Origin of the sequence: Pseudomonas sp. Y5-11 (genome assembly GCF_022368695.1) — a bacterium.
Taxonomy (GTDB): domain Bacteria; phylum Pseudomonadota; class Gammaproteobacteria; order Pseudomonadales; family Pseudomonadaceae; genus Aquipseudomonas; species Aquipseudomonas parakoreensis.
Genome location: NZ_CP058974.1, coordinates 6,107,970 through 6,134,307 on the forward strand (window position 1 = coordinate 6,107,970; position 26,338 = coordinate 6,134,307).

A 26,338-nucleotide genomic window follows, 5' to 3' on the forward strand; every position below is an offset into this window, starting at 1 on the left:
CGCCGGGGCGTTTCTTCAGCCGTCTGAAAGGCGCCGTTGTCATGAACTCCAATAACATCAGCGAACTGGTCCTTTTACAGGCCCACGCCCTCGCCGACCGCATCCGCCTGCGCCAAGTGTCCTGCCGCGAAGTGATGCAGACTTATCTTGCCCATATCGAACGCTTCAACCCGCAGGTCAACGCGCTGATCAGCCTGCAGGCACCGGATGTTCTGCTGGCCCAAGCCGATGCGCGCGACGCCGAACTGGCCCGTGGCGAATACCGTGGCTGGATGCACGGCCTGCCCCACGCGATCAAGGATCTGTCGCTGACCCAAGGCATCCGCACCACGCTCGGCTCACCGTTGTTCAAGGACTTTATCCCCGAGCGCGACGGCATTATGGTCGAGCGGATCAAGGCTGCCGGCGCGATCATCATCGGCAAGACCAACACCCCGGAATTCGGCCTCGGTTCGCAGAGCTACAACACGCTGTTCGGCGCTACCGGCTGCGCCTTTGACCCGAGCAAAACCGCCGGAGGCAGCAGCGGCGGCGCAGCAGCGGCGCTGGCAATGCATCTGGTGCCAGTGGCCGATGGCAGCGACATGATGGGTTCGCTGCGCAACCCGGCGGCGTTCAACAATATCTTTGGATTCCGCCCGTCTCAGGGCCGCGTGCCGTTTGATGACAGTGCCGATCTGTTTTTCGATCAACTTGGCTATGAAGGACCGATGGCCCGCAGCGTGCGCGATGCGGCGTTGCTGCTGTCGGTGCAGGCTGGGGGCGATGCGCGGGCGCCGCTGTCGATCAGCGAATCGGGAGCGGCATTCGCCGCGCCGCTGGCGCGTGACTTCAAAGGCACGCGATTGGGTTGGCTGGGAGACTTCAACGGTTATCTGCCGATGGAAAACGGCGTTCTGTCGCTGTGCGAGAGGACCTTTGCCGACTTTGAAAGCCTTGGCTGTCACGTTGAATCCGTTCAGCCGGGGTTCGCGCCTGAGCGACTGTGGAGCAGTTGGCGCACTTTGCGGCACTGGATGGTCGCGGGTTCGTTGGGCGCGGCCTACGCCGATCCGCAGAAACGCGCGCAGTTGAAACCGGAAGCCTGTTGGGAAGTGGAAAACGGTCTGAAGCTTTCGGCGAGCGAAGTGTTCGCCGCGTCGGTGGTGCGCAGCGATTGGTATCGGGCGATTTCCCGGTTGTTCGAACGCTTCGATTACCTGCTGCTGCCCAGTGCACAGCTCTTCCCGTTCGATAAAACCCAGCCTTGGCCGACGTCTATCGAGGGCGTGAGCATGGACACGTATCACCGCTGGATGGAGGTGGTGATCCCCGGCACGCTGTCGGGTTGCCCGGTGGCGAGCGTTCAGGCCGGCTTCAATGCGCAGGGGCTGCCGATGGGGCTGCAGATCATCGGCCGGCACCAGGCCGACTTCGCGGTTCTGCAACTGGCGCACGCCTATGAACAGGCCAGCCGCTGGTTCGAACGTTGTCCTTCGCCGCTACTTGGCCTGTGATTTTGATAAACGGTTGAAAGCGTAGAAAAAATTTTTAAATTTACGCTTGACGCTTTTCCGTTTCAGGGGAATAATGCGCGCCACTTGGCTACATAGCTCAGTTGGTTAGAGCATAGCATTCATAATGCTGGGGTCCGGGGTTCAAGTCCCTGTGTAGCCACCAAGTACTAAAAACGGCTTACCGAAAGGTAGGCCGTTTTTTTATGCCTCAAGAAAAGTCCGATTTTGTGATGAGGGGATTTCTCCCCTCATCTGGTTTTCAGCTTGCCAGTGCTGTCAGTCCTTTCGCCCAGATCTGCCGAGTGCGCAACCCGACCATCGCACGCCAGTCCGGATCGGCCGGATAAAACTGCTCCAGCAGATTCAACTTGATCGCCCGCCCCGTCGCATCCAGCGGATCACCATGCAGGTGCAGCCATTGGTCATCGCGCAAATAACGATGCACCTCCGGCCCCGGATACGTTCCGCACTCAATCACGAACGGCATCAGTTGCACACCCGGTAATGCGTTGAGCAACGCCTGCGAGGTGTAGCCGGTCGCCGTCGCTGCGACACCGGTTTCGCTCAACGTTTGCGCGCCGGTGTGCAAGGTGTAAAGCCACGGGCCGTAGATCGATTGCGCTTGCACCAGCGCCGGGTAAGGCGCTTGGGTAATGGTCAGCAACATCGGATGGCCGTACTCGCCAGCACCGGTGTGCAGGTCGAAGCACATCACGGTTTCAGCACCGGTCAAATGCGCGTCGATAATCTGATGCAAGGTGCGATTCGACCAGCTCGGTGCGCGGCCGCCATAGAACAAGCCATCGGGATGACTGTGCTGACCGCCCTCGACAATCGACATCACCGCCGGCCAGCCGTGTTCGGCAATCTGTGCGTCGAGCAAGGCATCGGCCTGCGCGCGCTGCGGTCCGTGCAAATCGGTGCAGGCGTATATCTCGTGCAGCGTGGCGTAGGCGCGGTTATCCGGCAACGGGGCGGTGAAATCCAGATGATTGCGGTTGAGGTCGATGTTGTCTTCGTTGACCCGGCGCAGCCACGCGGTGCCCCATGGGTTGATCAAGTGGATCATCACAACCGCGACATCCTTGGGCAGCGAGCCGGGAACGAAAGCTTGCAGCCAGTCGATCTGGCAATCCGAACCGTAATAGCCCTCTACCCCGTGAGTGCCGCTGAGTGCCACCAAACGACGTTTGGCCTGCGGATCACCGAGCACAGCGACGTCGGTACTCAAGGGTTCGCCGAAGGGGCCGCAACGCGGATGGGCGTACGAGGTGAGCGTGGCTCCGGCAGTTTGGGCGGCGGTCAGGAACTGTTCGCGCTGATCACGGTAACTGGACTCGGTGGGAAACTCGCTGTGCATGTCGGCCTCTTGTTGGTTTTGTATGTGTGGAAGCGAGCTTGCTCGCGAAGGCGATTGCGCATTCAACATTTTGATTGCCTGACACGCCACATTCGCGAGCAAGCTCGCTCCCACAAGGGCTTTGTTTCAGTTCGATCAATTTGGCATTGACCCTAGCGAACATCCGCCCCGAAAAGAAAGGCAAAAATGCCCGGCGGTTTGCGTCGCGACCGGCCGGTCGATAAAGTCCGTCAGACCTTTTACCCCACGGACGGAGAGCCCCACGTGTTCCCAGCCCTGCCCCTGAGCCGCTTTCGCCTGCCTGCCCTGACGCTGATCATCAGCGCCCTGACCCTCACCGCGTGCAACGCCCCGCCTTCCTCGACCTTGCCGCTGGCATCGGAAGCCGCTTCCGGTTACCGCACCGATCTGCAGACTCGCCACGCCAGTCAACACATGGCCGCAGCCGCAAACCCGCTGGCCGCCGAGGCCGGGCGCGAGATGCTGCGCAAGGGTGGTTCGGCGATTGATGCAGCGATTGCCATGCAAGCAGTGCTGACCCTGGTCGAGCCGCAATCTTCCGGGATCGGTGGCGGCGCGATGATCGTGTTGTGGGACGGCAAACAGGTGCGTACCTACGACGGTCGCGAAACCGCGCCGGCCGGCGCCACCGAGAAGCTGTTCCTGCAGGCCGACGGCAAACCGATGCCGTTCCCGCAGGCGCAGATCGGCGGGCGCTCGGTGGGCACGCCGGGCGTGTTGCGTGCACTGGAGATGGCGCACAAGCAACACGGTCGGCTGCCGTGGGCCACGCTGTTTGAGCCTGCGATCAAACTCGCCGAGCAGGGCTTCGCGATTTCGCCGCGCCTGCATTCGCTCTTGGCGTCCGACCCGGTGATCGGTAAATCGCCGGACATGGCCGCCTACTTCCTCAACCGCGACGGCAGCGTCAAAGCCGTCGGCACGCGCCTGCAGAATCCGGCACTGGCCGCCGTGCTCACGCGCATCGCCCACGAAGGTCCGGACGCGCTGTACAAAGGCTCGATCGCCGAAGAGATCGTCGCCAAGGTGCAGGGCCACGCCAACCCCGGCAGCTTGTCGCTGAATGATTTGCAAGGCTACAAGGCCAAAGAGCGCGCTCCGCTGTGCACCGACTATAAACGCTGGCAGGTCTGCGGCATGCCGCCGCCGTCGTCGGGCGGGATCGCCGTGGCGCAGATTCTCGGTACCCTGCAAGCGCTGGAAAGCCGCGATCCACGCCTGTCGCTGACGCCGCTCAAACCCGTGAAAACCAACAAACCGGCCGGTATCGAACCCGATCCACAAGCCGTGCACCTGATCGCCGAAGCCGAGCGCCTGGCCTATGCCGACCGCGCGCAATACGTGGCCGACACCGACTTCGTCCCGGTGCCGGTCAAGGGTCTGGTGGATCCGGGTTATCTGGCCAGCCGCGCCAGCCTGATCGGCGAACGGAGCATGAGCAGCGCCAAACCCGGCACGCCGCCGGGCGTACAGGTGGCCTACGCGCCGGATCGCTCACCGTTGCGTATCTCCACCTCGCAAGTGGTGGCGGTGGATGACCTCGGTGGCGCGGTATCGATGACCACCACCATCGAAGCGGCGTTCGGCTCGCACCTGATGGTGCAGGGCTTTTTGCTGAACAACCAGATGACCGATTTCTCGTTCATCCCCGAAGAGAACGGGCAGAAAGTCGCCAACCGCGTCGAACCCGGCAAACGCCCGCGCTCGTCGATGGCGCCAACATTGATCTTTGATCGCGACAGCGGCGAGTTCTTCGCCAGCGTCGGCTCGCCGGGCGGCTCGCAGATCATCGAATACGTGGCCAAGACCACCGTCGGCCTGCTCGACTGGAACCTCGACCCGCAAAGCGCGATCAGCCTGCCCAACTTCGGCAGCCGCAATGGCCCGACCGAACTGGAACAAGGCCAGTTCAGCCCTGCGTTGATTCAGGCGTTGAAAGACAAGGGCCACACAGTCAATGAAATCGACATGACCAGCGGCACCCAGGCCATCGTGCGGGTCAAGGATGCGCAGGGTAAAGCGTCGTTGGCGGGTGGTGCGGATCCGCGGCGTGAAGGGGAAGCGTTGGGAGATTGAGGCTACGCACGGAAAACAAAAGGCTTACTGCGAGGTAAGCCTTTTTTATGTCGGATAAATTGTGCTCATCTGCCGCAAAAGGCTCGCGAATCAAACCGGCAGGGTTTTACCGTCCACCGCATCGCCAATCGTCAGGAAATGCCCGCCGGCCACGTGGTGCAGCGTGCGCAAGCCGTCGTGCCCGTCGAAGTGCCAGCGGCCGTCGCTGAACACCCGTTCATCGGCCTGAGCGGCGATGACTTCGGCGAGGAACAGGTCGTACTGCTCGTGATTGCGCGGTTCGGGCAGCAAGCGGCATTCAAGCCAGGCCACGCAGCCTTCAAGCAACGGCGCCTCGACAGTTTCACCGGTGAAGGTTTGCAAGCCGTAAGCCTGAAACTTGTCCAGCCCCTGACTCTGCTGGATCTCCAGCCCCGAGGTATTGCCGACGGTTTGCACGATGTCAGCCTGATTGACACACGGCACGTTGAGCACAAAAGTGCCGGACGCTTCGAGCAACTGCCGGGTCCAAGTGGACTTGTCGAGGACGACGGCCACTTTCGGCGGTTCGAAATCCAGTGGCATTGCCCAAGCGGCGGCCATGATGTTGCGCTGGCCTTCATAAGCGGCGCTGACCAGCACGGTAGGCCCGTGATTGAGCAGACGGTAGGCTTTGTTCAGGGAAACCGGGCGGCGGTGGGAGGCGCTCATGGGGATCTGCTCCGGGAAAAAGGAACAGATTGTAGCGCCAGCTGCTGGTGAAAACCTGTAGGAGCTGCGGCACGCTGCGATCTTTTGATCTTGATGTTGATCCTTGAAATCAACATCAAAAGATCGCAGCCTCGTTGCACTCGGCAGCTCCTACAGGTATTGGCGGGGAATCAGTTAGAGAGTTGATTGGCAAACTGCCCGACCGCATCCACCACTTTCTGCGCGCCGTCCTGAATCTCGACGATCACCGTGCCCGCCTCCGCCGCCAGCGCCAGGCCTTGTTCTGCCTGCAGCTTGCCATCGGTCATCAGGGCCACAGCGTTACGCGCCATTTCCTGGTTCTGCCGCACCACGCCAACGATCTCTTCGGTCGCCTGACTGGTGCGCGAAGCCAGTTGTCGGACTTCGTCGGCCACCACCGCAAAGCCCCGGCCCTGCTCGCCAGCGCGGGCCGCTTCGATGGCCGCGTTGAGCGCCAGCAGGTTGGTCTGTTCGGCAATGCCACTGATGGTTTTGACGATAGTCCCGATCACCTGCGACTGCTCGTTCAGTGCCTCGATGCCCTCACCGGCCGCCTGCATGTGGCGTGACAGATCACGCATCACATTCACCGCCTCGGTGACCACCGTGGTGCCACGTTGCGCGGTGCTGTCGGTTTGCTGCGAAGTGCTGTAGGCAATGCTGGCCGCGTCGGCAACCGCTTGTTCACGGTTGACCTGATCGGTGATCACCGTGGCGAATTTCACTACCTTGTACAGTTTGTTGTTGGCATCGACCACCGGGTTGTAGGACGCCTCCAGCCAAACCGTACGACCGTGGCTGTCGACCCGTTTGAAACGGTCGGCGACAAATTCGCCATTGTTCAGGCGACGCCAGAAATTCTGGTACTCGGCGCTGTTGTACTCCTCAGGCGTGCAGAACATCCGGTGATGTTTGCCTTTGATCTGCGCCAGGCTGTAACCCATCCCATGCAGAAAACGCTCGTTGGCATTGAGCACGTTGCCGTTGAGGTCGAATTCGATCACCGCTGTCGAGCGCACCAGAGCGCCGATCAGGTTTTCGTGTTCGCGCGAGGCTTCGATGGTGCGGGTCAGGTCGCTGGAGAAGATCGAAAAATGCTTGATCCGCCCGTCCGAAGCGCGCACCGGCTGCACGATGGAGCGCAGCCAGGCTTCTTCGCCATTACCGCGCAGCAGGCGCACTGCACCAGCGAAATGTTCGCCACGGGTCAGGGCGGCCTTGAAACGATGATGAAAGTCATCGGCCTTCACATGCGCCGGAACAATGTCTTCAATGGCGCGCCCCACCAGATCCTGGCTCTTGTAGAGCATCTCGCCGAGGAAGTTGTGGTTGACCGACTGAATCCGGCCATCGGGTTCCAGGGTCAGCACCAGCATCTCGCTTTCCAGGCTTTCCTTCACCTGCAGCAGGCTGGAGAGTTCTTCACGAAGAGTGGCCAGCTCTTGCTTGAGGCGTTTGTTGAACATGGGCAGATACCGATGGAAAGAAAGCGGGATGCAGACTAGCCATCGGCCTTGAATTTCTTTTCTGAAGAGCGCTTGAGACCCGTCGGTCAAAAATAGTTCACGAGCGTGCGATCAGACAGTTCCGGCCACCTGGCATTGCCCTGTACGCGGCATCCGCGAGCCGAAATACAGCGCACTCAACAGCCCCACCACGCCCATCACCGCACAGAACATCACGCAGATCCACGGGCTCCACGGCATCAGACCGATCAGCAACAGCGGTGTCATGCTCGCCCACGCGGCGTAGGCAATGTTGTAGGTGAAGGAGATGCCTGACACGCGAATTCGCGCCGGGAACAACCCGACCATCACCGACGGCACCGCCCCCACCACACCGCAGGCCAGGCCGGCGATGGCGTATGCCAGCCCGATCCAGTGACCGCCCATGATCAAGCAGCTGTAAAGCACGCCGATTCCCAAGGGCAGCAGCAGGCTATAGAGCATGACGGTGCGCCAGGCCCCCAGACGGTCGACCAGCAGCCCGGCGATCACACAGCCGATGTTGAGGAAGACAATGCCCAGCGCACTGAGGGCGAAGGTATGGCTGGCGGTCATGCCGAAGGTTTTCTGCATCATGGTCGGCGTAATGACCACGAACACCACCACTGCCGAGGTCAGCACGCAGGTCAGCAGCATGGCCGGCAACATCGCCAGTCGATGCTCGCTCAGCACCGTACGCAGCGGCAGTTCAACCCGCGCTTCACGCTGCGCCTCCATGGCCATGAACACCGGGGTTTCGCTCAACCAACGGCGCAGGTACACACCGACCACGCCGAACACGCCACCGAGCAGGAACGGATAACGCCAGGCGTAATCGAGGATTTCCGCCGGGCTGAACACTTGTGCAAGGAAAGTCGCGGTCAGCGCACCAATCAAGTAACCGAAGGTCAGCCCGGCCTGCAAAAAGCCCAGCGCGTAACCGCGATGTCCGGCAGGCGCGTGCTCGGCGACGAACACCCAGGCACTCGGCACCTCCCCTCCAACCGCTGCGCCTTGCAGGATGCGCAGCGCCAGCAACAGCAGCGGCGCGAAATAACCGATCTGGGCATAAGTCGGCATGATCCCGATCAGCAGGCACGGCAGCGCCATCATCAGGATACTCAGGCTGAAGACCTTTTTCCGGCCCAGGCGATCGGCGAAATGCGCCATCAGGATCCCGCCCAGTGGACGCGCCAGATACCCGGTAACAAAGATCCCGAAGCTTTGCAGCAGACGCAGCCATTCGGGCATTTCCGGCGGGAAGAACAACTGGCTGAGGGTCAGGGCGAAGAACACGAAAATGATGAAATCGTAGATCTCCAGCGCCCCACCAAGGGCCGCAAGGCCGAGGGTCTTGTAATCGGAACGGCTGAACGGCGCCGGTCGGGCTGGGGATTGGGCAGTCATGGCAAAGCACTCTGGCAGGCAAAAAACCAAGGCGCTCATGGTCTACGCAAATCCGCCCGGGGACAACCCGTTAGACCATGGTCACGGTTTGGCAGAACCTGCTCACAAAATGGCGGCGGTTGATTTACTGTTGAGGCTTGTCTGGCGGGACACATCTGAATCAGGTCTACCTCTGTGGCGAGGGAGCTTGCTCCCGCTGGGTCGCGAAGCGGCCCCCCTCTGAACTTTAGAAGAAGGGGACTGCTACGCAGTCCAGCGTTAGCAAGCTCCCTCGCCACAGGGTTGTCGGGTTTGAATGTCCCAAGGACCACAATAACCATAAAAATCCGAGGTACTCCCTGTGGCCGTTGATATCGAAGATAGCCGCTCCGCGCGCTTTGCCTTGCGCTGTTCAAACTTTGCCGAACGCTGGTTCCCCGACTCCTGGGTGTTCGCCGCGTTGGCCGTAATCATTGTCGCGCTGGCCACGTTGGCCATGGGCGCGAAACCCACCGATGCCGCGATGGCCTTCGGTGACGGGTTCTGGAGCCTGATTCCGTTCACCATGCAAATGGCCTTCGTGGTGATTGGCGGCTACGTGGTCGCCAGTTCGCCGCCGGCGGTCAAACTGATCGACAAACTGGCGCGCATCCCGAAAAACGGCCGCTCCGCCGTGGCCTGGGTCGCACTGATCTCGATGATAGCTTCGCTGTTGAACTGGGGTCTGTCGCTGGTGTTCGGCGGGTTGCTGGTGCGCGCCCTCGCCCGCCGCACCGATCTGAAAATGGATTACCGCGCGGCCGGTGCGGCGGCGTATCTGGGCCTCGGTGCGGTCTGGGCCCTGGGCCTGTCATCATCGGCGGCGCAATTGCAGGCCAACCCGGCCAGCCTGCCGCCGGCGATCCTGTCGATCACCGGGGTGATTCCGTTCACGCAGACCATTTTCCTCTGGCAGTCCGGTGCGATGCTGCTGGCGCTGATCGTGATTTCGATCATCGTCGCCTACGCCACCGCGCCCGGCCCGAACTCTGCGCGCGACGCCAAGGATTGCGGCATCGACCCGGCGTTCAATCTGCCACCGCTGCAACCGCGCACCCGGCCCGGGGAATGGCTGGAGCACAGTCCACTGCTGATCATTCTGCTGGTATTGCTGGCGGCCGGCTGGCTGTTCCACGAGTTCTCGACCAAACCGGCGATCACCGCGATTTCCGGGCTCAACACCTATAATTTCCTGTTCATCATGCTCGGCGCGCTGCTGCACTGGCGCCCGCGCAGCTTCCTCGATGCGGTGGCCCGCGCGGTGCCGACCACCACTGGCGTGCTGATCCAGTTCCCGCTGTACGGCTCGATTGCTGCGCTGCTGACCACGGTCAAAGGTGCCGATGCGCAGACGCTGGCGCATCACATCTCGACCTTTTTTGTCAGCATCGCGTCCCACGACACCTACGCGCTGTTGATGGGCGTGTACTCGGCGATTCTCGGTTTCTTCATCCCGTCCGGCGGCGGCAAGTGGATCATCGAAGCGCCGTACGTGATGCAAGTGGCCAACGATCTGCAATACCACCTCGGCTGGGCGGTACAGATCTACAACGCCGCTGAAGCGCTGCCGAACCTGATCAACCCGTTCTACATGCTGCCGCTGCTGGGTGTGCTCGGCTTGAAGGCGCGGGACCTGATCGGCTTCTCGTTCGTGCAATTGCTGGTGCACACGCCGCTGGTGCTGTTCCTGCTGTGGGTGCTGGGGACGACATTGGCGTATACGCCGCCGGTGATGCCATAGATTGACGAGATAGCACCTGCCTCAGGGCAGGTGCTATCAATGTTACTCGGAGGGCAAGACTCTCAATAGCTCAGGCAGGGCAACCTGAACTGTTTCCCAAACGACATCCAGATTGATGTCGAAATAACCATGAGCGATCCGGTTACGCATCCCGCGCATGCTGCGCCAGTAAGTTTGAGTGTTCTGAGCCGCGAACTCCGGAAACCGGTCCATTATTTTGGTTGCCGCTTCGCCAATAATGACCAGGCTCATGATGACCGCTTGTTGCGTCCGTTTGTCGTCGACGAACTCTTCCTTGCTCAGACCTTCGACGAAGACCAGCGCATCGCTTGCAGCTTGACGCATATGCTCAAGGTAATCGCCAAGCCGGTTCGCGATCATACGGGACGGGCCTGTTCAAGTACCTGCTGACGAAACTTCAGCGGAAGATCTCCTGGGGTCAACAGGTCGACGGTAACGCCCAGCAAATCTTCGAGCTCAACCTGAAGCCCGCCGAGATCAAACAAGGTGGTACCGGGCAATGGATCGACCAACAGATCAAGGTCACTGCCCTCCATATCGGTACCTAGCAGCGTCGAGCCAAACACACGCGGATTGGCCACACGGAATCTGCCGACAACCTCACGAACGGCAGCTCGTTGCAGATCAAGAGCAATGGAAGGCTTCATGGTTCACTCAGGCCAGTTTCGCTATTGCAGCAGTCTAGCAGTGCGAAGGGGTCCTAGACACCGCACGATTTTGTAACCCAACCGTCACATTCCCTTGCTAGCGTCCGCCCGAAACAAACTGAAACAATTAAGCAAAACGGGCTGACAGATGAAAGACGAAACAGACAGCACTGACGCACCTGAATCCGACACCCCCACCGACACCAGTCGCCGCCGCTTCCTCGGTGGAGTTGCCGTCCTCGGTGTGGGCGCGACGTTGGCCGGTTGCGGTAACGCCAGCAACCCGCCGGGCAAACCGGCCGAGCGCCCGCTGACGTCAGCCGAGCTGGACAAGGCCCTGCGCGATAACGTGAAAACCGTGGTGGTGATCTATGCCGAAAACCGCAGCTTCAACAACCTGTTCGGTGATTTCCCCGGTGTCGAGAAGCCGCTGTCTGCGCTCAAACCTGCCAATTACCAGCAACGTGATCGCGACGGCAGCCTGCTGCAGACACTGCCTCCCGTCTGGGGCGGCGTGTTGCAGATCGGCCCGCAAACCCTCGATGGCGTGACCTACCCCGCCGCCGTGCAGTTTCAGGAAAACCTGCCCAACGCACCGTTCGCCCTCAAAGGCCCGAACGGTGAAGACCTGCCATTCGGTCTGGTCACCCGCGATTTGTGGCACGTGTTCTATCAGAACCAGATGCAGATCAACGGCGGCAAGAACGATGGCTTTGTTGCCTGGGCCGATTCCGGCGGGCTGACCATGGGCCATTACGCTCAGAGCCGTTATTCCCTGCGTCTGTGGGACGTGGCTCAGGAATTCGTGCTGTGCGATAACTTCTTCCAGGGCGCGTTCGGTGGCTCGTTCCTCAACCACCAATACCTGATCAGCGCCACCGCGCCGTTCTATCCGGACGCGGCCAATTCGGTGGCCAAGTCGCAGATCGCCGCTCTGCAAAGCGCCGACCCGGCCGATCCGCGCCTCAAGCCGCTGGAGGCATCGCCGGCCAGCGCCATGAGCGGCCCGCCGCAGTTCGGCCCGAGTGCGCTGACGCCGGACGGTTACGGTGTCAACACCCTTGCCCCGCCGTACTGGCCGACATGGATTCGCGACCCGGAGCGTCCGGCGTACTCCAAACCGGATCTGCCCAACGTGCTGGTGCCGCAGACCCACGAGCACATCGGCGACAAGCTGTCGAAGAAGAATGTCGATTGGGCCTGGTACGCCGGCGCGTGGCAGGCGACGCTGGATCAATACAAGGATTCCGGCGGGATTCCGAAGATCCCCAACTTTCAATATCACCACCAGCCGTTCAACTATTTCCAACAACAAGGCCCGGAAAACCCGCAGGAGCGCAGCAAACGCCTGCGCGATGCCGGGCTGGGGGATGAATCGAGCACCAACAAATTCTTCGCCGACGCCGAGGCCGGCAAGTTGCCAGCGGTCACGTTCTACAAACCACAAGGCAACCTGAATATGCACGCTGGATATGCCGACGTGGCCTCCGGTGACCGGCACATCGTCCGCGCCCTCAAAGTGCTGCGCGAAAGCCCGCAATGGAAAAACATGGTGGTGATCGTCACCGTCGATGAAAACGGCGGCTGGTGGGACCACGTGGCACCGCCCAAGGGCGATCGCTGGGGGCCGGGATCGCGGGTGCCGGCGCTGGTGGTGTCGCCGTTCGCCCGCAAAGGCACGGTGGATCACACGGTCTACGACACGGCGTCGATCCTGCGCCTGATCACCCGGGTGTTCCAACTGGAAACCCTCGACGGCCTCAAGCAGCGCGATGAAGCAATGATTGCCCGTGGCCAGAAACCCATGGGCGATCTGAGCAACGCCCTGCATTTTCAGGCGTGAGCCGAGTGCGGCGAGCTGACGAAAAATCCGCGAATGACAGCTTCACTGTGCAACACGGCTGATCCAATATGAAGCGCCCCAAACTCCGGGGAACCCACGCTGAAAAGGATCTGAGCATGTTCAAACTCGCAGGATTTACCCCCGCCGCGCTCACATTGAGCGCGGCGGCGCACGCCGATGTCGATCTGAAGCTGGGCAGCACCGAGCGCGTCACTCGCCTTTTTGCTTACCCCAACAACTGCAGCGTGATCTGCTATCGCAACTGGACGCGGGAGCAGACCGTCGCGCATTACCTGAGCCAGAGCGTGCAACGCGATGGCTATAGCAATGCGAAGGTGTTGGTGAAGAACGATAACGGGCAGATTTACGCCGAGATCAGCGGCGTTCCCGAAGGCTACGACAAGCCGCTGTCAGCGCTGCTCGACGCCGGTGATCTGGCCTATACCGGCGCCAGCAAGCTCAATGCCGATGGCAAATGGGCGTACAACTGGTACCTGTTCCTGCCGCTGGGCATGGCCCTGGAAAACCGCAAGAGCGTCGAGCTGCTGCACTTCCCGCCGGATTACTCGCTGACCCAGGCCCAGGATTACCTGCGCTCGAACACCACGGATCGCTGGGCCACGCTGTTGACCGCCAACGGCATTCCGGCCGACCAGACGCCGGCCTATCAGACCATCATCGACATCGCCCCCATCGCGGCGCCGTCCAATGCCGGCAGTGACCTGGAAGGTGTCTACGACTACTTCAAGGATTATCAGACCACGCTGGTCAAGCAGTTCAGCCAGACCAGCGCCGGCACCACCCTGCCGATGGTCGCGTTCGGCGCACCGGTGCGTAACTGGATCAAGCAGCAATATGGCCCGACCGTCGCCGTACTGGGGCTGGCGACCATCAGCCCGAGTGCGGGGGTGAACGTGCCGGTGCTGGGTTCGAACCATCCGAGCTACATCTGGTACGCCGCCGATCCGGCCAGCTACGACGGTGATGAAGCGAAAGCCGATGCCGCCGGCTTGAAGGTCATGGGGCAGGACTTGAGCGCGGCCTGCTGGCAGGCCGGGATGGGCAGCAAGCCCGGCACCGATGCGAAAACCCTGCTCAACAGCTGTACGCAAACCTGGCAAGTGACGCAAAAGGGCAAGACCTGCGAGTTGTTCTACACCTCGATCCGCAATCTGACCCCGGCCGAAGCTGCTGCCAAGTGCTCGACCACGCCGATCAAGGCACAACTGCAACAGCTTCAGGGCGAAATGCCGGCCACCGCCGTTCCCGCGCCACACCTCTGATGGGCTGAAAGCCTTCCCGTGTCAGTCGATGCTGACACGGGAAGCAGTCGATCACGCCTGTCAGATCTGACAGTAGACGCTTTGACGTATACGCGAGAGGATTGGATCCAAACATGTTGCAGCGCTGACAGGACGTCAGACCAGGGAAGTCGCAACATTTGCCGACAGGGATCGTTATGAACAATCAGGCTCATCAGCATCACATCCCCCGCGACGCACCCGGTATCTATCCGTTTGCCGGATTGCCCGTGCGCCTGGGTTTCCCATCCAGCGAGGATTTCGAAATCGTTCAGCAAGACGATGGCCGCGCGTCGGTGGTAGCGCGCCGGGCGTTCCTGCGGATCACCCGGATGTGTCGGGTGTCCGGGCAATTGCTGCCCTATCGCTGCCGCCAGACTCGCCAGCTACTGGTCGGCATCCATCTCTACGATCCGCGTTTTTGCGGATTGCTCGAACATGCCTGCGACCCGAATGCGTTCCTCGACATGAGCGAATTGTGGTTATGGGCGCTGCGCGATATTCAGCCGGGAGACCACCTGACCATCGACTTCGCGGCCACCGAAGACCGTTTGCTGCAACAGTTCGCCTGTACTTGCGGCTCGCCGCGCTGCCGTGGGTGGATCACCGGTTACGATGAACCACCCACGATCGAGGGTCAGCACTTTTTGCAGCGCTGGCGACATCCAGACTGAGTTACAACGCTCCGACCGGACGCAGACGGTACTGCGGCGGCAGTTGCTCGAAGCCGCTGATGGTGGTGTTCAGGCTTTTCCAGCGACCGTCCTTGATGCCGTAGATGCAACCGTGAATCGACAGGCTCTGGCCGCGATGCCAGGCGTTCTGGATGATGCTGGTATGGGCGACGTTGGCCACTTGCTGGATAACGTTCAGCTCGCAGAGGCGGTCGACCTGTTCTTCCTCGGTCGGCAGCTTGGCCAGTTCTTCACGTTTTTCGTAGTACAGGTCACGGATCGAGCGCAGCCAGCCATCAATCAGGCCGAACTGGCGATCCTGCATCGAGGCACGCACGCCGCCACAGCCATAGTGGCCGGTCACGAGAATGTGTTTGACCTTGAGCACGTCGACCGCGTACTGGATCACCGACAGGCAGTTGAGGTCGGTGTGCAGCACGACGTTGGCAACATTGCGGTGTACGAACAGATCGCCCGGCAGCATGCCGACGATCTCGTTGGCCGGCACTCGCGCGTCGGAGCAGCCGATCCACAGATATTCCGGGGTCTGCTGGCGCGCCAGTTTGGCGAAGAACTCCGGATCTTCCTTGGTGATCGCGTCAGCCCAGCGCTCGTTGTTATCAATCAGGTCTTGTAAGTCGTGCATGGTTAAGGCCTCAAGAAAGATGCGCAGGTATGACAGACGACCACCCGTCGGGGTCACGCAAGGGTCGCAAGTGTTTTCGTTGGAATTCCTGGGTGTGCGGTGAGTCCACCTAGTAAGGCCCACAGTATGAGGATTTGCCATGACTGATTCACGACGACCGTACGATGCGGTGCAACCGGAACCGATCGATGATAACGAGGACCGCATGGGCTCGGTGCATGAACTGGATTTTGATGAAGAAGAACCCAGCGCGAAAATCGGTGACGAGATTCCGGAACGTGAACGCGAGCAGTTGATGCCCAATGAGCGAGTGCGTGAGGCCGGGTTCACCGGCGCATCGACCGCTGACCATGAACCCACCGATGATGACCTGAGCCCGGAAACGCTGATTCATGAAGATGGCGCCCGGGATGCCGAGGAAGCTGGCGAAGGCAATCAGGCGGATTGGGATCTGAGCATTGTCGACGAAGATGACATCGGCGGCGGCAATGGTCTGGATGAGGCGGAGCTGGCGCAGCGCGATCCGCTGGATGGCAACCGCTAGTCACCGCCATCATGCAATCCCCTGTAGGAGCTGCCGCAGGCTGCGATCTTTTGATCTTGCTTCTAAAAACAAAATCAAAAGATCGCAGCCTGCGGCAGCGCCTACAGGTATTCAGTCAACCAGGGTGCAGGCCATGACCACGGCNAAAACAAAATCAAAAGATCGCAGCCTGCGGCAGCGCCTACAGGTATTCAGTCAACCAGGGTGCAGGCCATGACCACGGCGTCTTCACGCCCGCCCACCGCCGGATAATAATCCCGGCGCCGGCCAATTTCGTTGAAGCCATAGCGCTCATACAGCTTGAACGCTGCGGTATTGCTGTCACGCACTTCCAGAAAGCATTCCCGAGCGTCAGCCTTGTAGGCAATCGACATCAGATGCTCCAGCAACGTCAGCCCCAGCCCTCGCCCCTGATTCTCCGGTTTGACCGTGATGTTAAGCAGGTGCGCCTCATCCAGAATGATCTGCACCACGCCGTGGCCGACTTGCTGCTGGCCTTCGAACATCAGCCAGATCTGGTATTTGCCCAGCCCGTCGAGAAAAATCCCGCGCGTCCAGGGATGGCTGTACGCCGCGTATTCGATCTTCAATACCGCGTCCAGGTCCGCCTCGGTCATCGGGCGGAACGATACAGCTTCACTCATTCGATGGTTTCCAGCGCGCCATCAGCCGACGCATGGCTTGCCACACAGCGGCTTTGCGCTGTGGCTCTTCCATTAACAATTCCAGACCGGGAATGGCCCAGGCCAGGCCCAGGCCTTCGATCTGCAGCTCACTGTTGAACGCTTCAGCGTCCGCTTCACCGGCAAAGCGCACCGCCGGCAGGCCAATCAACCACAGGCAGGCGCAAGGTGCCGCTTCCATCTGTACCGAAAGAAAACCCTGAACGAAGTCGCGTGCCGCTTCCGGGCCCTGATCCATGGTGCCGCGGTTCAGCCACGGCCAGCGCACCGGCTCGCCGACGATTTGTGGCGCATCCGGCAGACCGGCGGCGCGCAACATGTCTTTAAGCAGCAGGTAGGCCGGATCGCGGCTCTGGAACGCCTCGCCTGTGGGTAACTCGACCAGCAGCAGGCAAGCCCCGGCGCGCAGCAATTGCAGGGCGAAACGCGGTGGCGGCACGGGCGCGGGTCTGGCGACAACTGGCGCCTCCTCGACCTCTTCCACCGGTTTGGCGCCATTGCGCGTACTGGCGAGCGACGGGCGTGGCACTTCGATCTTCGGCCGTTCGACCGGACGCGCGGCGGGCGGCACCGCCGCATCGGCCTGCACAACCGGCATCACCGCCACCTCTGGCTCAGGCTCGGGCATGTCCAGCAGCTCGGGCCGCGACGGGGCGGCGAAAGGTAATTCGGTGCGCGGCAGCCAGTTGACCACCTGCATGGCGTTCAAATAGGCGCGGCGGCGGGACTCGATAAGCAAAGGGTCGGCCACTTGTGGATAACTGAAGTGGGCTGATTCTACAGCCCTTCGTTCAAGATCGCTTGCTGTTGATCGATAGCCTTTACCTGGGCTCGCTCCCTTAGAAAATGCGACAGCCCGTCCCGAGAGTGAATCGCATCCCTCCTGATGCAGTACAATCGCGGCTTTTAATCGCCAACCAGCCGGCCATTCCGATGATCGAACCCAAGCGCGTCTTGCGCGCCCTCGCTGAACACTGGGCACTTCTTGAGCCACTGTGCGAGCACTTCGACCAAGGCACCCTGAGCCTCAACGAACTGCGCACGCAACTGGCCGCCCAACAACTGGACAGCACGCCGCAGGACATCACCAGCCTGCTCGACGTGTGGATTCGCCTCGACATTCTGGTCCCCGTGGCGAAAAGCCCGAACCGTTTCGAGCTCAACGCGCAAATTCACGACTTCCTTGCCTATCTGCGCCGTGAACACCGGCTGGGCCTGTGCCTGGAAATCGAAGCCTATCTGCGCCACCTCGAACGGCTGGCCGGCTACATTCAGGACGCGTTCGATGTGCGCGACGGCAACGACCTCGCCCGTCAGTTGCGCTTGCTCGACATGCGCGTGCGCGACGTATTGAAGAAACTCGACAACGACGAACAGGCGCTGGTGGCCGTCGCCGAACGGGCCAAGACCAGCGACCGGCAGATTCCGCTGCGTCAGCGTTATGCCGAAGTGTTGGCGACCTGGGACGAATACGTCGAGCCGATGATCGATCTGGTGAACGCGGACGGCGCCTTCGAACAAGGTGTGCGCAAGGTCGAAACCGTGCTGCTGAAAATGCTCAGCGAACAGCAGCGCCTCGGCCATCTGGTCGACGACGACATGCTGCTGCGCACCCACGCGCGCATCCTCGAAATGCAGACCAGTGCCCAGCTGACCCTGCGTCATGCCCGCGAACTGCTGCTGCCGCTGCGGGAAGAAGCGCGCCGACACAACGCCGTGACCCGTGGCGCGGCGCTGGCACTGGCGGCGATCCGTCGCAAAGGCATCGATGCCGTGCCGCAAGCGGCGATGCCGCTGTTCACCCGGCCGCAAAGCACCTTCCTCGGCAGCGCCAGTCAGGTCGAGGCCTACGTCTACGCCCTGGCGCGTTTCGAGCCGAAACCGGCGCGGTTCCCCAAAGCCCACAAGACCCAGAAATCCGGCGACGCCCCGCGTGCACCGCGCACCGTGCGCGAGATGGTCGAGCGTTGCGAAGAGTCCCTGCCAATGCCGGATCTGATGACCTGGCTGCTGGAACAGGAACCGGACGGCGCCACCGACGAATTGCTCTACTGGTTCTCGCGCCTGTCGCGGGAAAAACGCTTCACCCGCGAGCGTCTGGAACGCCGCGAATACCACACTCACGAGCATCAGGTCAGCCTGCGCTCCTTCGCCCTGCTCTCGGCCCGCGACCCTGCCGCCGCCGAGGATTCTGCGAGCATCCCCAATGCATCTTGATCTATCCGAACTGTCCCAACTGGCGCCGATCTTCCGCGAGCTGTTCAAGGGCTACCACGTCAGCCGCCGCGACCCGGAACTGTACGCGCAACTGTCGAACTTCCAGGATCAATACCGCACGCTGTTCAAGGCACTCGGCTTCGAACTGGTCTGCGACACCCGTGGCTTCTACTACTTTGTGCCGGATATGGCCGCTGCAGCGGTGAACAAGACCGCCCAGCGCCTGGCGCTGTTCACCTTCATCCTCGTCGAGCATCTGGCCGATCAGGGCCGCGATCCGATCGCCGTGCTCGACGGCGGCAGCCTCGGCCGTGAAGAGCTGCCGTCGTTGCTGGATAAATACCGCGACCTGTTCATCCAGGCCGAAGTTCAGACCGTTGAAGAGCTGGAAGAAAAAATCATGCGCCGCATGACCCAGCTCGGTTTCGCCAGCGAAGAAAACGGCGTGTACCGTTTCCTGCCGCCGATGCACCGTTTCCTCGACGTGTGCCTGTCGGTGCAGCAGGACCGCGATCTGGCGGCCAGCGTGCACAGCGTACTGCCGCTGCCAGCACCGGTGCTGATCGACGAAGAAGCCGAAGCCAGATTCCTCGAGACCGACGATCCGCTTGATCTGTCCGAATTCGAAGAAGAAAGCGAAGAAGACGCACTGGCCCGCGCCATTGCCGAAGAACAGGAGTCCGACGCATGAGCCAGGAACGCTACGGCATTCGCCGCTTTGCCCTTTTGAACACCGCCGGCTACAGCCTCGGCCTGTTTCCGCTGGAAGAACCGTTATCGGTTTACGGCGCGAACAACCTCGGCAAATCCGCCTCGATCAACGCCTTGCAGTTCCCGATTCTGGCGCGCATGTCGGACATGAGTTTCGGCAAGTACAGCCTGGAACAATCGCGGCGCTTCTACTTCGCCTCCGACACCAGTTACATCCTCGTCGAAGTCAATCTGCCTCACGGCCCGCACGTGATCGGCGTGGTCGGTCGCGGCCCGGGCGGTGGTTTCGGTCACCAGTTCTTCGCTTACGCCGGCAAGCTCGACCTGGCGCATTACCAGAAAAACGATACCTGCCTGCGGCAGAAAGAGCTGTTCAGCAACCTTGAGAAAGAAGGCCTGAAAGCCTACGAACTCAAGCCTGATGAATTGCGTCGTCTGCTGGTGGGCGGGCACACCTCGATCCCGCTGGACCTGACGCTGATTCCGCTGCGCTCCACCAGCGAGCAGAGCCTGAAGACCTTCCGCGCGCTGTTCATCAACCTGCTGCACATGCGCGAAATCACTGCGGCCAAGTTGAAGCAACTGTTCCTCGATGCCTTCGAGCACAGCCTGCGTTCCGGCAGCGTCGATTACATTGCTGCGTGCGAAGAAGCCTTCCGCGATGTGCGCCGGATGGAGCAGGACTACAACTCGCTGGTCGCCGCCGGCCCACTGGTCGAGGCCTTGGCCAACGGCGTGAAACAGCGCGACGTGCTGCGCGGCAAACTGCATCGCCTGTCGCCGCTGCTCGACTCGTTGCTCGGCACCTGGTCGGACTACGCCAATGCACGCAAGGAAGAACTGACGATTCAGGCCGAACACTATCGTCGCGAGCAGGACGATCTGCAAAACGATCAGCGTGGCGGCACGCAGGAGCTGATGCGTCTGGAGCGGGAAATCTCCGGTATCCAGCGCTGGCTCGGCGAGTTGTCGGTGCTGAAGAACCGCTTTGCGCTGGTCGATGACGTCAAAGTGCTGGAGCAACAACTGCTCGCAGCCAAGGACGCGCACGACGAACTGGCCGGTGCGCTGGCCCAGTCCCGGCAGTTCAGCGCCGAGGATCTGGAAGAACGTCTGCGCGATCTGGAAAAGCGTCTGAAGTCGGTGAAGCAGCAACTCGATCACGCCGACAACAACAGCTACGCCCGCCTGCGTGAAGAATTCTCGCAGCAGGACGTCGAGCGCCTGATGCGCCTGTTCAATAGCGCGCTGTTCAGCCTGCCGCTGGGCGAGCACGGCATCACCCTCGACGACGATGGCGAGTGGGTCAAATCAGTCGAATTGATCCTCGATGGCTTCAAGGGCGAGCGTTTCGAAGTGCCGGGGCTGTCGATCGACATCTCGCACATCGAGCCGCCGGCTCTGCAAGCGCTGGCCGACCGCGCCGCGCTGCGTGACCAGAAAGAGCGTCTGGAAAAAGAGCTCAAGCAGCTCAAGACTCAGCAAGCCGTAGCCGCCGACCGCGCCGCGAGCAAGACCCAGACCGAGGCGCTGTACCAGCAAGTGCTGGACGCACAGAAAGCCCTGGAAGATTTCCGTCGCACCCAAACGCTGAGCGCCGAAGAAGGCGACAAGCTCGAGCAACTGGCACAGATGGAAGCGGCGCAGGACGAACTCAAGCGCTCCAGCGATGCGTTCACCGAGCGCGTCCAGCAACTCTCGGCCAAGCTGCAACTGGTCGGCCGGCAGATCGCCGACATGGAAGCCAAGCAACGTACCCTCGACGATGCCCTGCGCCGCCGTCAGCTGCTGCCGGCGGATCTGCCATTCGGTACGCCGTTCATGGATCCGGTCGACGATTCGATGGACAACCTGCTGCCGCTGCTCAATGACTATCAGGACAGCTGGCAGGGTCTGCTGCGCGCCGACGGACAGATCGAAGCGCTGTATGCGCAAGTGCGTCTGAAAGGCGTGGCCAAGTTTGACAGCGAAGACGACATGGAGCGCCGTCTGTCGTTGCTGATCAACGCTTACGCGCACCGCACCGACGAAGCCCTGACATTGGGCAAGGCGCGGCGTGCGGCGGTCACCGACATCGCCCGGACCCTGCGCAACATTCGCAGCGACTACGACAGCCTTGAGCACCAACTGGCGCTTTTCAACCGCGAGATCAACAAGCGTCAGGTATCCAACCTGCAGAGTTTCCGCATTGTCCTGGCGCCGAACAAGGAAGCGCTCAAGCACATCGACCAGATCATCCACAGCGCCGGTCAGTACGAAGAAGGCGAAACCCTGTCGGTGTTCGATCTGAGCCAAAGCGCCGAACAGGACAACAAGAACGAAGAGGCCAAGGAATACCTCGCACGGCTGGTGGCGGCGAACCACAACCAGCTCGGCCTCAAGGACTTGTTCGAACTGGCGTTCGAGATCACCAAGGTCAACGGTCAGCCGGTGATTCACACCGACATCGACGGCGCGGCCTCCAACGGCACCACCATGACCATCAAGGCGCTGACCAACATGTACTTGTTGCTGCACTTGATGGATCGCGACCTGGCCGGTCGCGTGCGCCTGCCGTACTACCTCGATGAGGCGGCAGACATCGACGAGAAGAACCAGGCCGCATTGCTGGAAACCAGCCTGCAATTGGGCTTCGTGCCGATTCTGGCGAGTGTGAAGCCGCAGGTCTGCGCCAGTGTCGCCATCGACCTGGAAGGCGGCAGCGGCCCGGCGGGGATCTACATCGATGAGGCGGACTGGAAGTACATCCGCCGGCATGATGTGGTGAAGGCCACCGTCAACGTGCAAGCCGATGAGCCAGAGCTGGATGAGGTTTGACCGGCTTTAGCTGAAAACCAAAAAGGGCCGCGATCTGTTGGGATCGCGGCCCTTTTTTATGGCTTTGGATTTGTGCTGAATAGGAGGAACTCATCGCTGGCAAGCCAGCTCCCACAGGTTTTTGCGTTGAACACACATTCTGTATACGCCATGAAACCCTGTGGGAGCTGGCTTGCCAGCGATGGCGTCTTTGTAGACGCCACATCAATTCCGGATTACTTACCGAGCGAAATCTTCGGCGCCCAGGTCAGCCACTCATCCTCAAACTTTTCGAACAGCGGGAACGTCTGTTCCGCACGCGCCGGGTTGCCCATCCGTTCACCGTCCGGGGTAGCGAAAGCGATGCCCCCCTGAATCGCCGTCTCCAGCGACTCTGTGCGCACTGTCAGACCATTGAACAAGCCGATGTCGAAACCGACGCCGCTGGTATTCCAGAATCGGCTGCCGCTGCGCACCAACGGCGCATATTTCGGCTCGATCAGAATGTGCACCAACACCCGGTCGGCCGTCTGCCCCAGTTCATAACCGGTGACCTTGCCCACGGTGATTTCCCGGTAGGTCACGGGTACGCCCGGTTTCAGCGAGCCACGACGGGCGGCACTCAACACCAGACTCAAACCGGCCTCTTGCTTGACCACCTCCGGCGGATTCGCCAGCGCGACGAAGTTCTTCTGCGGGCCAAGATTTTTCGCCGCCGGCTGCACTTCCACGTACTGCCCGGTGACCAGGGTTTCCAGATTCTGGGTCTTGATCAGCCCCAACTCCGGCTTGACCACCCAGAACTGGCTGCCGACCCGGGCAATCTTCTCCGGCACTTCAGTGATCCGCGCGGTAATCATCACGGCTTGCAGATCGTCGGTCAGATCGACGTCTTCAATCTTGCCGACATCCAGCCCCTTGAAACGAATCGGGGTGCCCGGGCGCAAACCATCGGCGCGGTCGACCTTGATCGTCACCAGCGTGCCTTTCTGGTTGGCCTCGTCATGGTTGGCGAACAGACGGAAGCGCGGAATACGCTTCTGCAACGGCGCCTTGGCTTGCGGGGTTTCGAAAGCGATACCGCCGGCCATCAACGTCTGCAACGACTCGCTCTTCACTTGAATTCCGCCCGTCAGACCACCGGTGAGGGTGATGCCGCTGACATTCCAGAAGCGCGTCGAGGCGTTGACCAGGTTTTCGTACTCCTTCTCGATATGCACGCCAATGACGATCTGTTTTTTGGTCTTGGAGAATTGATAGCTCTGGACCGAGCCAACCTTGACCTGTTTGTACAGAATCGGACTGCCGACTTCGATCGAACCGAGAACATCGGTGAACAGCACCAGATGCAGACCGGGGGCGCGCAGATCCAGTGGCGGGGCTTTTGGCCGCGCCTCGAATTCGCGTTTCGGCGCAGCACCTTTGTCGCCCGGACGCACGGCGATGTAGTTGCCTTTTACCAACGCTTCGAGCCCGGTAATACCGGCCAGGGAAATCGACGGCTTGACCACCCAGAACTGCGTGCCATCGACCAGGTAGTCTTCGGCCAGAGGATCCAGCGTCAGTTCGGCCGTGGCGCTGTTGAGATCCGGATCGATTTTCAACGCTTTCAGGTTGCCGACCTGAATGCCCTTGTACATCACCGGCGTGCGACCGGCCTGCAGGCCTTCAAAGTCACTGAGTTTGACCTTGACCCGAATGCCGGCAGCGGCGGCGTCGAAGTCCTCATACAAACGGAACGGCAGGCTTGGATCGGTGGGTGGACTGTCCTTGCGATTCTCCGGAGTGGCGAAGGCGATACCGCCGGCGACGATGCTCGCCAGGGACTCGCTGCGCACTTTCACCCCCGACAGGTTGGCGTCGATGCTGATGCCGCTGGCATTCCAGAAACGCGTGTGTTTGCGCACCAGTTTGGCGTAGGTCGGTTCGATGAACACTTTCAGTTCAACAGTGCTCTGGTCTTCAGACAGCACGTAGCTTTTGATCTGACCGACTTTGATCTGCTTGTAGAACACCGGGCTGCCGCGATTCAGCGAACCGAGGCGATCGGCCTTGATAGTCAGGTGCAGACCGGGCTTGGAATCCGACAATGGCGGCTCTTCAGCCAGGGCCTTGAACTTGCGGGTCGGCTCGCCTTCACCGGGGCTGATGGCCACGTAGTTCCCCGAAACCAGTGTTTCCAGTCCTGTGATGCCGGCCAGGGTGACGCTTGGTTTCACCAACCAGAAGCGGGTGCTGGTCTTGAGGTATTGTTCGACGTCCTTGTTCATCTCCACAGTGGCGATCACGCCTTTGGAATTGCCTTCGTCGTCGAGCTTGAGCGTCTTCACCTTACCGACCGACATGCCTTTGTACATGACCTCGGTTTTGTTGGCCTGGATGCCTTCACCGCTTTCGAAACGAACCTGAATCTCAATACCGGTTTCGTTATAAGCACGCCAGCCAAGCCAGCCGCCGATGATCAGGGCGATCAGGGGCAGTACCCAGATGGCAGACCAGTTGGAGGCCGGTCGGGTTTTCGCTACAGGCAAATCAGTCATGGTCGTCGTCCGACTCCGTGTTATCCCAAATCAGTCGGGGATCGAAAGTTACTGCGGCAAGCATCGTCAGAATCACCACACTGGCGAAAGCGATGGCGCCAAGATTGGCTTCGACACTGGCAAGCCGGCCGAAGTTGACGACCGCCACCAGAATGGCGATCACAAAGATGTCGAGCATCGACCAGCGACCGATGAACTCGATGAAGCGATACATCCAGATCCGCTGCCGTGCAGACAATGGCTGGCGGCGCTGTACAGAAAACAGCAACAGCGCAATACCGACCAGTTTGAACGTCGGCACCAGAATACTGGCGATGAACACCACCGCGGCAATCGGGATCATGCCGTGCTGCACCAACTGGATCACGCCGGACATGATGGTGCTGGGATCGCCCTGACCCAGCGAACTGACCGTCATGATCGGCAACACATTGGCCGGGATGTAGATAATCGCAGCCGTGATTAGCAGGGCCCAGGTTCGGGCCAGACTGTTCGGACGACGAGCGTGAACCAGCGCACCGCAGCGGGTGCAGGTCTGCTCGTCGGTGTCCGCATCCAGTTTGTTCAATTCATGGCATTCGGTACAGATCAGAATGCCCGCATCAATCGCCCGCATGGGCATCCTCTCCTGATAACGCCTGCCAGATCTGATGCGGTGACATCACCACTTCCAGCCAGATCTGAACTAACAACAAACCGATGAAACACGCCAGACCGAGGCCGACGGTGATGGCCGCCATGTCCGCCAGTTTGACGATCGCCACGAGGACGCCCATGAGGTAAACCTCGAGCATTCCCCAATCTTTGAGGTGGTGATAAATGCGATACAGCAGCAAACCGTAGCTACGCTCGACGTTGAAACGGATCGTCAACAATACGAATAACTGGCAGAGCAACTTCAGCAACGGAATAGCCATACTGCACAGGAATACAACGATCGAAACGCCCTGCATGTCCGTATTGAACAAGCCGAGCACGCCACTCCAGACCGTATCCTGCGAAGATTGTCCGAGGATATTGAGTTGCATGATGGGTAAAAAGTTTGCCGGGATGTACAGCAATAATGCTGCGATCACCAGGGCAAGGCTGCGCTGCACCACGTTATGGCGGTGGGCGTACAACTCGTAACCGCAGCGAGGGCAGAGTGCTTTTTCGCCATGGGCAAGCTTGGGCTTGCGCATTAGCAGGTCGCACTCATGACAGGCCACCAAGTCTTCCAGCGGTAAATCTGACAGCCCTTGGGCGTCAACCGGATCTGACATAAAGGCTCTGGCTCCGAAAAGGATGGGGCTATTCTAGTGTTCTGATTCGAAAATAACTGTGCAAAATTGTTCGCTGCCTAAGTAAAAATACTTTCCTGCGGGCAAAACAAAACCCCAACTGCTTTCGCAATTGGGGTTT

General features: G+C 60.6%; 22 protein-coding genes and 1 tRNA gene. 11 read left to right on the forward strand and 12 right to left on the reverse strand.

Going from position 1 to position 26,338, the window contains the following annotated elements; all coding sequences use genetic code 11:
- Positions 1-41: 41 nt before the first annotated feature.
- Positions 42-1,496: an amidase gene (locus tag HXW87_RS27480; protein ID WP_095669286.1), complete on the forward strand. Its 1,455-nt coding sequence runs from the start codon at positions 42-44 to the stop codon at positions 1,494-1,496.
- Positions 1,497-1,582: 86 nt separating this feature from the next.
- Positions 1,583-1,659: transfer RNA gene (locus HXW87_RS27485), tRNA-Met, on the forward strand.
- Positions 1,660-1,755: 96 nt separating this feature from the next.
- On the opposite strand, the gene HXW87_RS27490 is transcribed toward HXW87_RS27485, so the two are convergent.
- The gene (locus tag HXW87_RS27490) at positions 1,756-2,856 is read right to left on the reverse strand and encodes a DUF2817 domain-containing protein (RefSeq protein ID WP_121187172.1); all 1,101 of its coding nucleotides are present in this window, start codon (positions 2,854-2,856) and stop codon (positions 1,756-1,758) included.
- 264 nt (positions 2,857-3,120) lie between these two features.
- Between HXW87_RS27490 and ggt the strand changes: the two genes are divergently transcribed.
- The gene (gene ggt, locus HXW87_RS27495; protein ID WP_239778123.1) at positions 3,121-4,953 is read left to right on the forward strand and encodes a gamma-glutamyltransferase; all 1,833 of its coding nucleotides are present in this window, start codon (positions 3,121-3,123) and stop codon (positions 4,951-4,953) included.
- Between the two features lie 90 nt (positions 4,954-5,043).
- Here the strand turns inward: ggt and HXW87_RS27500 are convergent, their stop codons facing one another.
- The 3 genes from HXW87_RS27500 to HXW87_RS27510 form a co-directional block, all read right to left on the reverse strand.
- Positions 5,044-5,643, reverse strand: a complete 600-nt coding sequence (locus tag HXW87_RS27500) for a flavin reductase family protein (RefSeq protein WP_239778125.1) — start codon at positions 5,641-5,643, stop codon at positions 5,044-5,046.
- A gap of 170 nt (positions 5,644-5,813) precedes the next feature.
- Positions 5,814-7,130 carry a PAS domain-containing methyl-accepting chemotaxis protein gene (locus HXW87_RS27505; protein WP_182402477.1) on the reverse strand — a complete coding sequence of 439 codons (1,317 nt, stop codon included), beginning with the start codon at positions 7,128-7,130 and terminating at the stop codon, positions 5,814-5,816.
- Positions 7,131-7,241: 111 nt separating this feature from the next.
- Positions 7,242-8,555 carry an MFS transporter gene (locus HXW87_RS27510; RefSeq protein WP_182402479.1) on the reverse strand — a complete coding sequence of 438 codons (1,314 nt, stop codon included), beginning with the start codon at positions 8,553-8,555 and terminating at the stop codon, positions 7,242-7,244.
- Positions 8,556-8,895: 340 nt separating this feature from the next.
- Here HXW87_RS27510 and HXW87_RS27515 point away from each other — a divergent pair, with 340 nt between their 5' ends.
- On the forward strand, positions 8,896-10,314 hold the full coding sequence (locus HXW87_RS27515; RefSeq protein WP_239778127.1) for a TIGR00366 family protein: 1,419 nt from the start codon (positions 8,896-8,898) through the stop codon (positions 10,312-10,314).
- A gap of 42 nt (positions 10,315-10,356) precedes the next feature.
- Here the strand turns inward: HXW87_RS27515 and HXW87_RS27520 are convergent, their stop codons facing one another.
- A complete protein-coding gene (locus HXW87_RS27520) occupies positions 10,357-10,695 on the reverse strand; it encodes a DUF86 domain-containing protein (RefSeq protein ID WP_182402484.1) in 339 nt (112 codons plus the stop codon).
- The gene (locus HXW87_RS27525) at positions 10,692-10,982 is read right to left on the reverse strand and encodes a nucleotidyltransferase family protein (RefSeq protein ID WP_041074825.1); all 291 of its coding nucleotides are present in this window, start codon (positions 10,980-10,982) and stop codon (positions 10,692-10,694) included. Before HXW87_RS27525 ends, HXW87_RS27520 begins: the two co-directional genes overlap by 4 nt.
- Positions 10,983-11,130: 148 nt before the next feature.
- Here HXW87_RS27525 and HXW87_RS27530 point away from each other — a divergent pair, with 148 nt between their 5' ends.
- The 3 genes from HXW87_RS27530 (at position 11,131) to HXW87_RS27540 (ending at position 14,800) form a co-directional block, all read left to right on the forward strand.
- Positions 11,131-12,825: an acid phosphatase gene (locus tag HXW87_RS27530; RefSeq protein WP_239778128.1), complete on the forward strand. Its 1,695-nt coding sequence runs from the start codon at positions 11,131-11,133 to the stop codon at positions 12,823-12,825.
- 116 nt (positions 12,826-12,941) lie between these two features.
- A complete protein-coding gene (locus HXW87_RS27535; protein WP_239778130.1) occupies positions 12,942-14,108 on the forward strand; it encodes a hypothetical protein in 1,167 nt (388 codons plus the stop codon).
- 176 nt (positions 14,109-14,284) lie between these two features.
- On the forward strand, positions 14,285-14,800 hold the full coding sequence (locus tag HXW87_RS27540; protein ID WP_095668319.1) for an SET domain-containing protein-lysine N-methyltransferase: 516 nt from the start codon (positions 14,285-14,287) through the stop codon (positions 14,798-14,800).
- A 1-nt stretch (position 14,801) separates the two neighbouring features.
- On the opposite strand, the gene can is transcribed toward HXW87_RS27540, so the two are convergent.
- The gene (gene can / locus HXW87_RS27545; protein WP_041074817.1) at positions 14,802-15,446 is read right to left on the reverse strand and encodes a carbonate dehydratase; all 645 of its coding nucleotides are present in this window, start codon (positions 15,444-15,446) and stop codon (positions 14,802-14,804) included.
- 139 nt (positions 15,447-15,585) lie between these two features.
- Here can and HXW87_RS27550 point away from each other — a divergent pair, with 139 nt between their 5' ends.
- The gene (locus HXW87_RS27550) at positions 15,586-15,990 is read left to right on the forward strand and encodes a hypothetical protein (RefSeq protein WP_047296546.1); all 405 of its coding nucleotides are present in this window, start codon (positions 15,586-15,588) and stop codon (positions 15,988-15,990) included.
- 191 nt (positions 15,991-16,181) lie between these two features.
- Here the strand turns inward: HXW87_RS27550 and rimI are convergent, their stop codons facing one another.
- Together rimI and HXW87_RS27560 are read right to left on the reverse strand one after the other, a co-directional pair.
- Positions 16,182-16,634 carry a ribosomal protein S18-alanine N-acetyltransferase gene (gene rimI / locus HXW87_RS27555; protein WP_041074813.1) on the reverse strand — a complete coding sequence of 151 codons (453 nt, stop codon included), beginning with the start codon at positions 16,632-16,634 and terminating at the stop codon, positions 16,182-16,184.
- Entirely contained in the window at positions 16,627-17,373 is a 747-nt protein-coding gene (locus tag HXW87_RS27560; protein ID WP_239779190.1) for an energy transducer TonB, read from the reverse strand. The genes rimI and HXW87_RS27560 overlap by 8 nt, the downstream gene beginning before the upstream one ends.
- Positions 17,374-17,606: 233 nt before the next feature.
- Between HXW87_RS27560 and mksB the strand changes: the two genes are divergently transcribed.
- The 3 genes from mksB to mksF are packed head-to-tail and all read left to right on the forward strand — an operon-like array spanning position 17,607 to position 22,418.
- Positions 17,607-18,890, forward strand: a complete 1,284-nt coding sequence (mksB, locus tag HXW87_RS27565) for an Mks condensin complex protein MksB (protein WP_047296550.1) — start codon at positions 17,607-17,609, stop codon at positions 18,888-18,890.
- Positions 18,880-19,581, forward strand: coding sequence for an Mks condensin complex protein MksE (mksE, locus tag HXW87_RS27570; protein WP_047296552.1), 702 nt, complete (start codon positions 18,880-18,882; stop codon positions 19,579-19,581). Before mksB ends, mksE begins: the two co-directional genes overlap by 11 nt.
- Positions 19,578-22,418, forward strand: a complete 2,841-nt coding sequence (gene mksF / locus HXW87_RS27575) for an Mks condensin complex protein MksF (protein WP_047296553.1) — start codon at positions 19,578-19,580, stop codon at positions 22,416-22,418. Before mksE ends, mksF begins: the two co-directional genes overlap by 4 nt.
- Before the next feature lie 215 nt (positions 22,419-22,633).
- Here mksF and HXW87_RS27580 read toward each other — a convergent pair whose 3' ends face one another.
- From HXW87_RS27580 to HXW87_RS27590, 3 genes are read right to left on the reverse strand one after another with little or no spacing between them, the layout of a single operon-like run.
- Positions 22,634-24,937 (reverse strand): MlaD family protein, encoded by a 2,304-nt coding sequence (locus HXW87_RS27580; protein WP_047296555.1) that lies wholly within the window; start codon positions 24,935-24,937, stop codon positions 22,634-22,636.
- Complete coding sequence (locus HXW87_RS27585) at positions 24,930-25,553, reverse strand: paraquat-inducible protein A (RefSeq protein ID WP_239778132.1); 624 nt, start codon at positions 25,551-25,553, stop codon at positions 24,930-24,932. Before HXW87_RS27585 ends, HXW87_RS27580 begins: the two co-directional genes overlap by 8 nt.
- On the reverse strand, positions 25,540-26,199 hold the full coding sequence (locus HXW87_RS27590) for a paraquat-inducible protein A (protein ID WP_239778133.1): 660 nt from the start codon (positions 26,197-26,199) through the stop codon (positions 25,540-25,542). Before HXW87_RS27590 ends, HXW87_RS27585 begins: the two co-directional genes overlap by 14 nt.
- Positions 26,200-26,338: the final 139 nt, after the last annotated feature.

Bases quoted from the DNA above. Each gene is read 5' to 3' on its own strand.
- HXW87_RS27480 (WP_095669286.1), top strand. From the start codon at position 42: ATGAACTCCAATAACATCAGCGAACTGGTCCTTTTACAGGCCCACGCC.
- HXW87_RS27490 (WP_121187172.1), bottom strand. From the start codon at position 2,856: ATGCACAGCGAGTTTCCCACCGAGTCCAGTTACCGTGATCAGCGCGAA.
- HXW87_RS27500 (WP_239778125.1), bottom strand. From the start codon at position 5,643: ATGAGCGCCTCCCACCGCCGCCCGGTTTCCCTGAACAAAGCCTACCGT.
- HXW87_RS27505 (WP_182402477.1), bottom strand. From the start codon at position 7,130: ATGTTCAACAAACGCCTCAAGCAAGAGCTGGCCACTCTTCGTGAAGAA.
- HXW87_RS27510 (WP_182402479.1), bottom strand. From the start codon at position 8,555: ATGACTGCCCAATCCCCAGCCCGACCGGCGCCGTTCAGCCGTTCCGAT.
- HXW87_RS27520 (WP_182402484.1), bottom strand. From the start codon at position 10,695: ATGATCGCGAACCGGCTTGGCGATTACCTTGAGCATATGCGTCAAGCT.
- HXW87_RS27525 (WP_041074825.1), bottom strand. From the start codon at position 10,982: ATGAAGCCTTCCATTGCTCTTGATCTGCAACGAGCTGCCGTTCGTGAG.
- HXW87_RS27530 (WP_239778128.1), top strand. From the start codon at position 11,131: ATGAAAGACGAAACAGACAGCACTGACGCACCTGAATCCGACACCCCC.
- HXW87_RS27535 (WP_239778130.1), top strand. From the start codon at position 12,942: ATGTTCAAACTCGCAGGATTTACCCCCGCCGCGCTCACATTGAGCGCG.
- HXW87_RS27540 (WP_095668319.1), top strand. From the start codon at position 14,285: ATGAACAATCAGGCTCATCAGCATCACATCCCCCGCGACGCACCCGGT.
- can (WP_041074817.1), bottom strand. From the start codon at position 15,446: ATGCACGACTTACAAGACCTGATTGATAACAACGAGCGCTGGGCTGAC.
- HXW87_RS27550 (WP_047296546.1), top strand. From the start codon at position 15,586: ATGACTGATTCACGACGACCGTACGATGCGGTGCAACCGGAACCGATC.
- rimI (WP_041074813.1), bottom strand. From the start codon at position 16,634: ATGAGTGAAGCTGTATCGTTCCGCCCGATGACCGAGGCGGACCTGGAC.
- HXW87_RS27560 (WP_239779190.1), bottom strand. From the start codon at position 17,373: ATGCAGGTGGTCAACTGGCTGCCGCGCACCGAATTACCTTTCGCCGCC.
- mksB (WP_047296550.1), top strand. From the start codon at position 17,607: ATGATCGAACCCAAGCGCGTCTTGCGCGCCCTCGCTGAACACTGGGCA.
- mksE (WP_047296552.1), top strand. From the start codon at position 18,880: ATGCATCTTGATCTATCCGAACTGTCCCAACTGGCGCCGATCTTCCGC.
- mksF (WP_047296553.1), top strand. From the start codon at position 19,578: ATGAGCCAGGAACGCTACGGCATTCGCCGCTTTGCCCTTTTGAACACC.
- HXW87_RS27580 (WP_047296555.1), bottom strand. From the start codon at position 24,937: ATGACTGATTTGCCTGTAGCGAAAACCCGACCGGCCTCCAACTGGTCT.
- HXW87_RS27585 (WP_239778132.1), bottom strand. From the start codon at position 25,553: ATGCGGGCGATTGATGCGGGCATTCTGATCTGTACCGAATGCCATGAA.
- HXW87_RS27590 (WP_239778133.1), bottom strand. From the start codon at position 26,199: ATGTCAGATCCGGTTGACGCCCAAGGGCTGTCAGATTTACCGCTGGAA.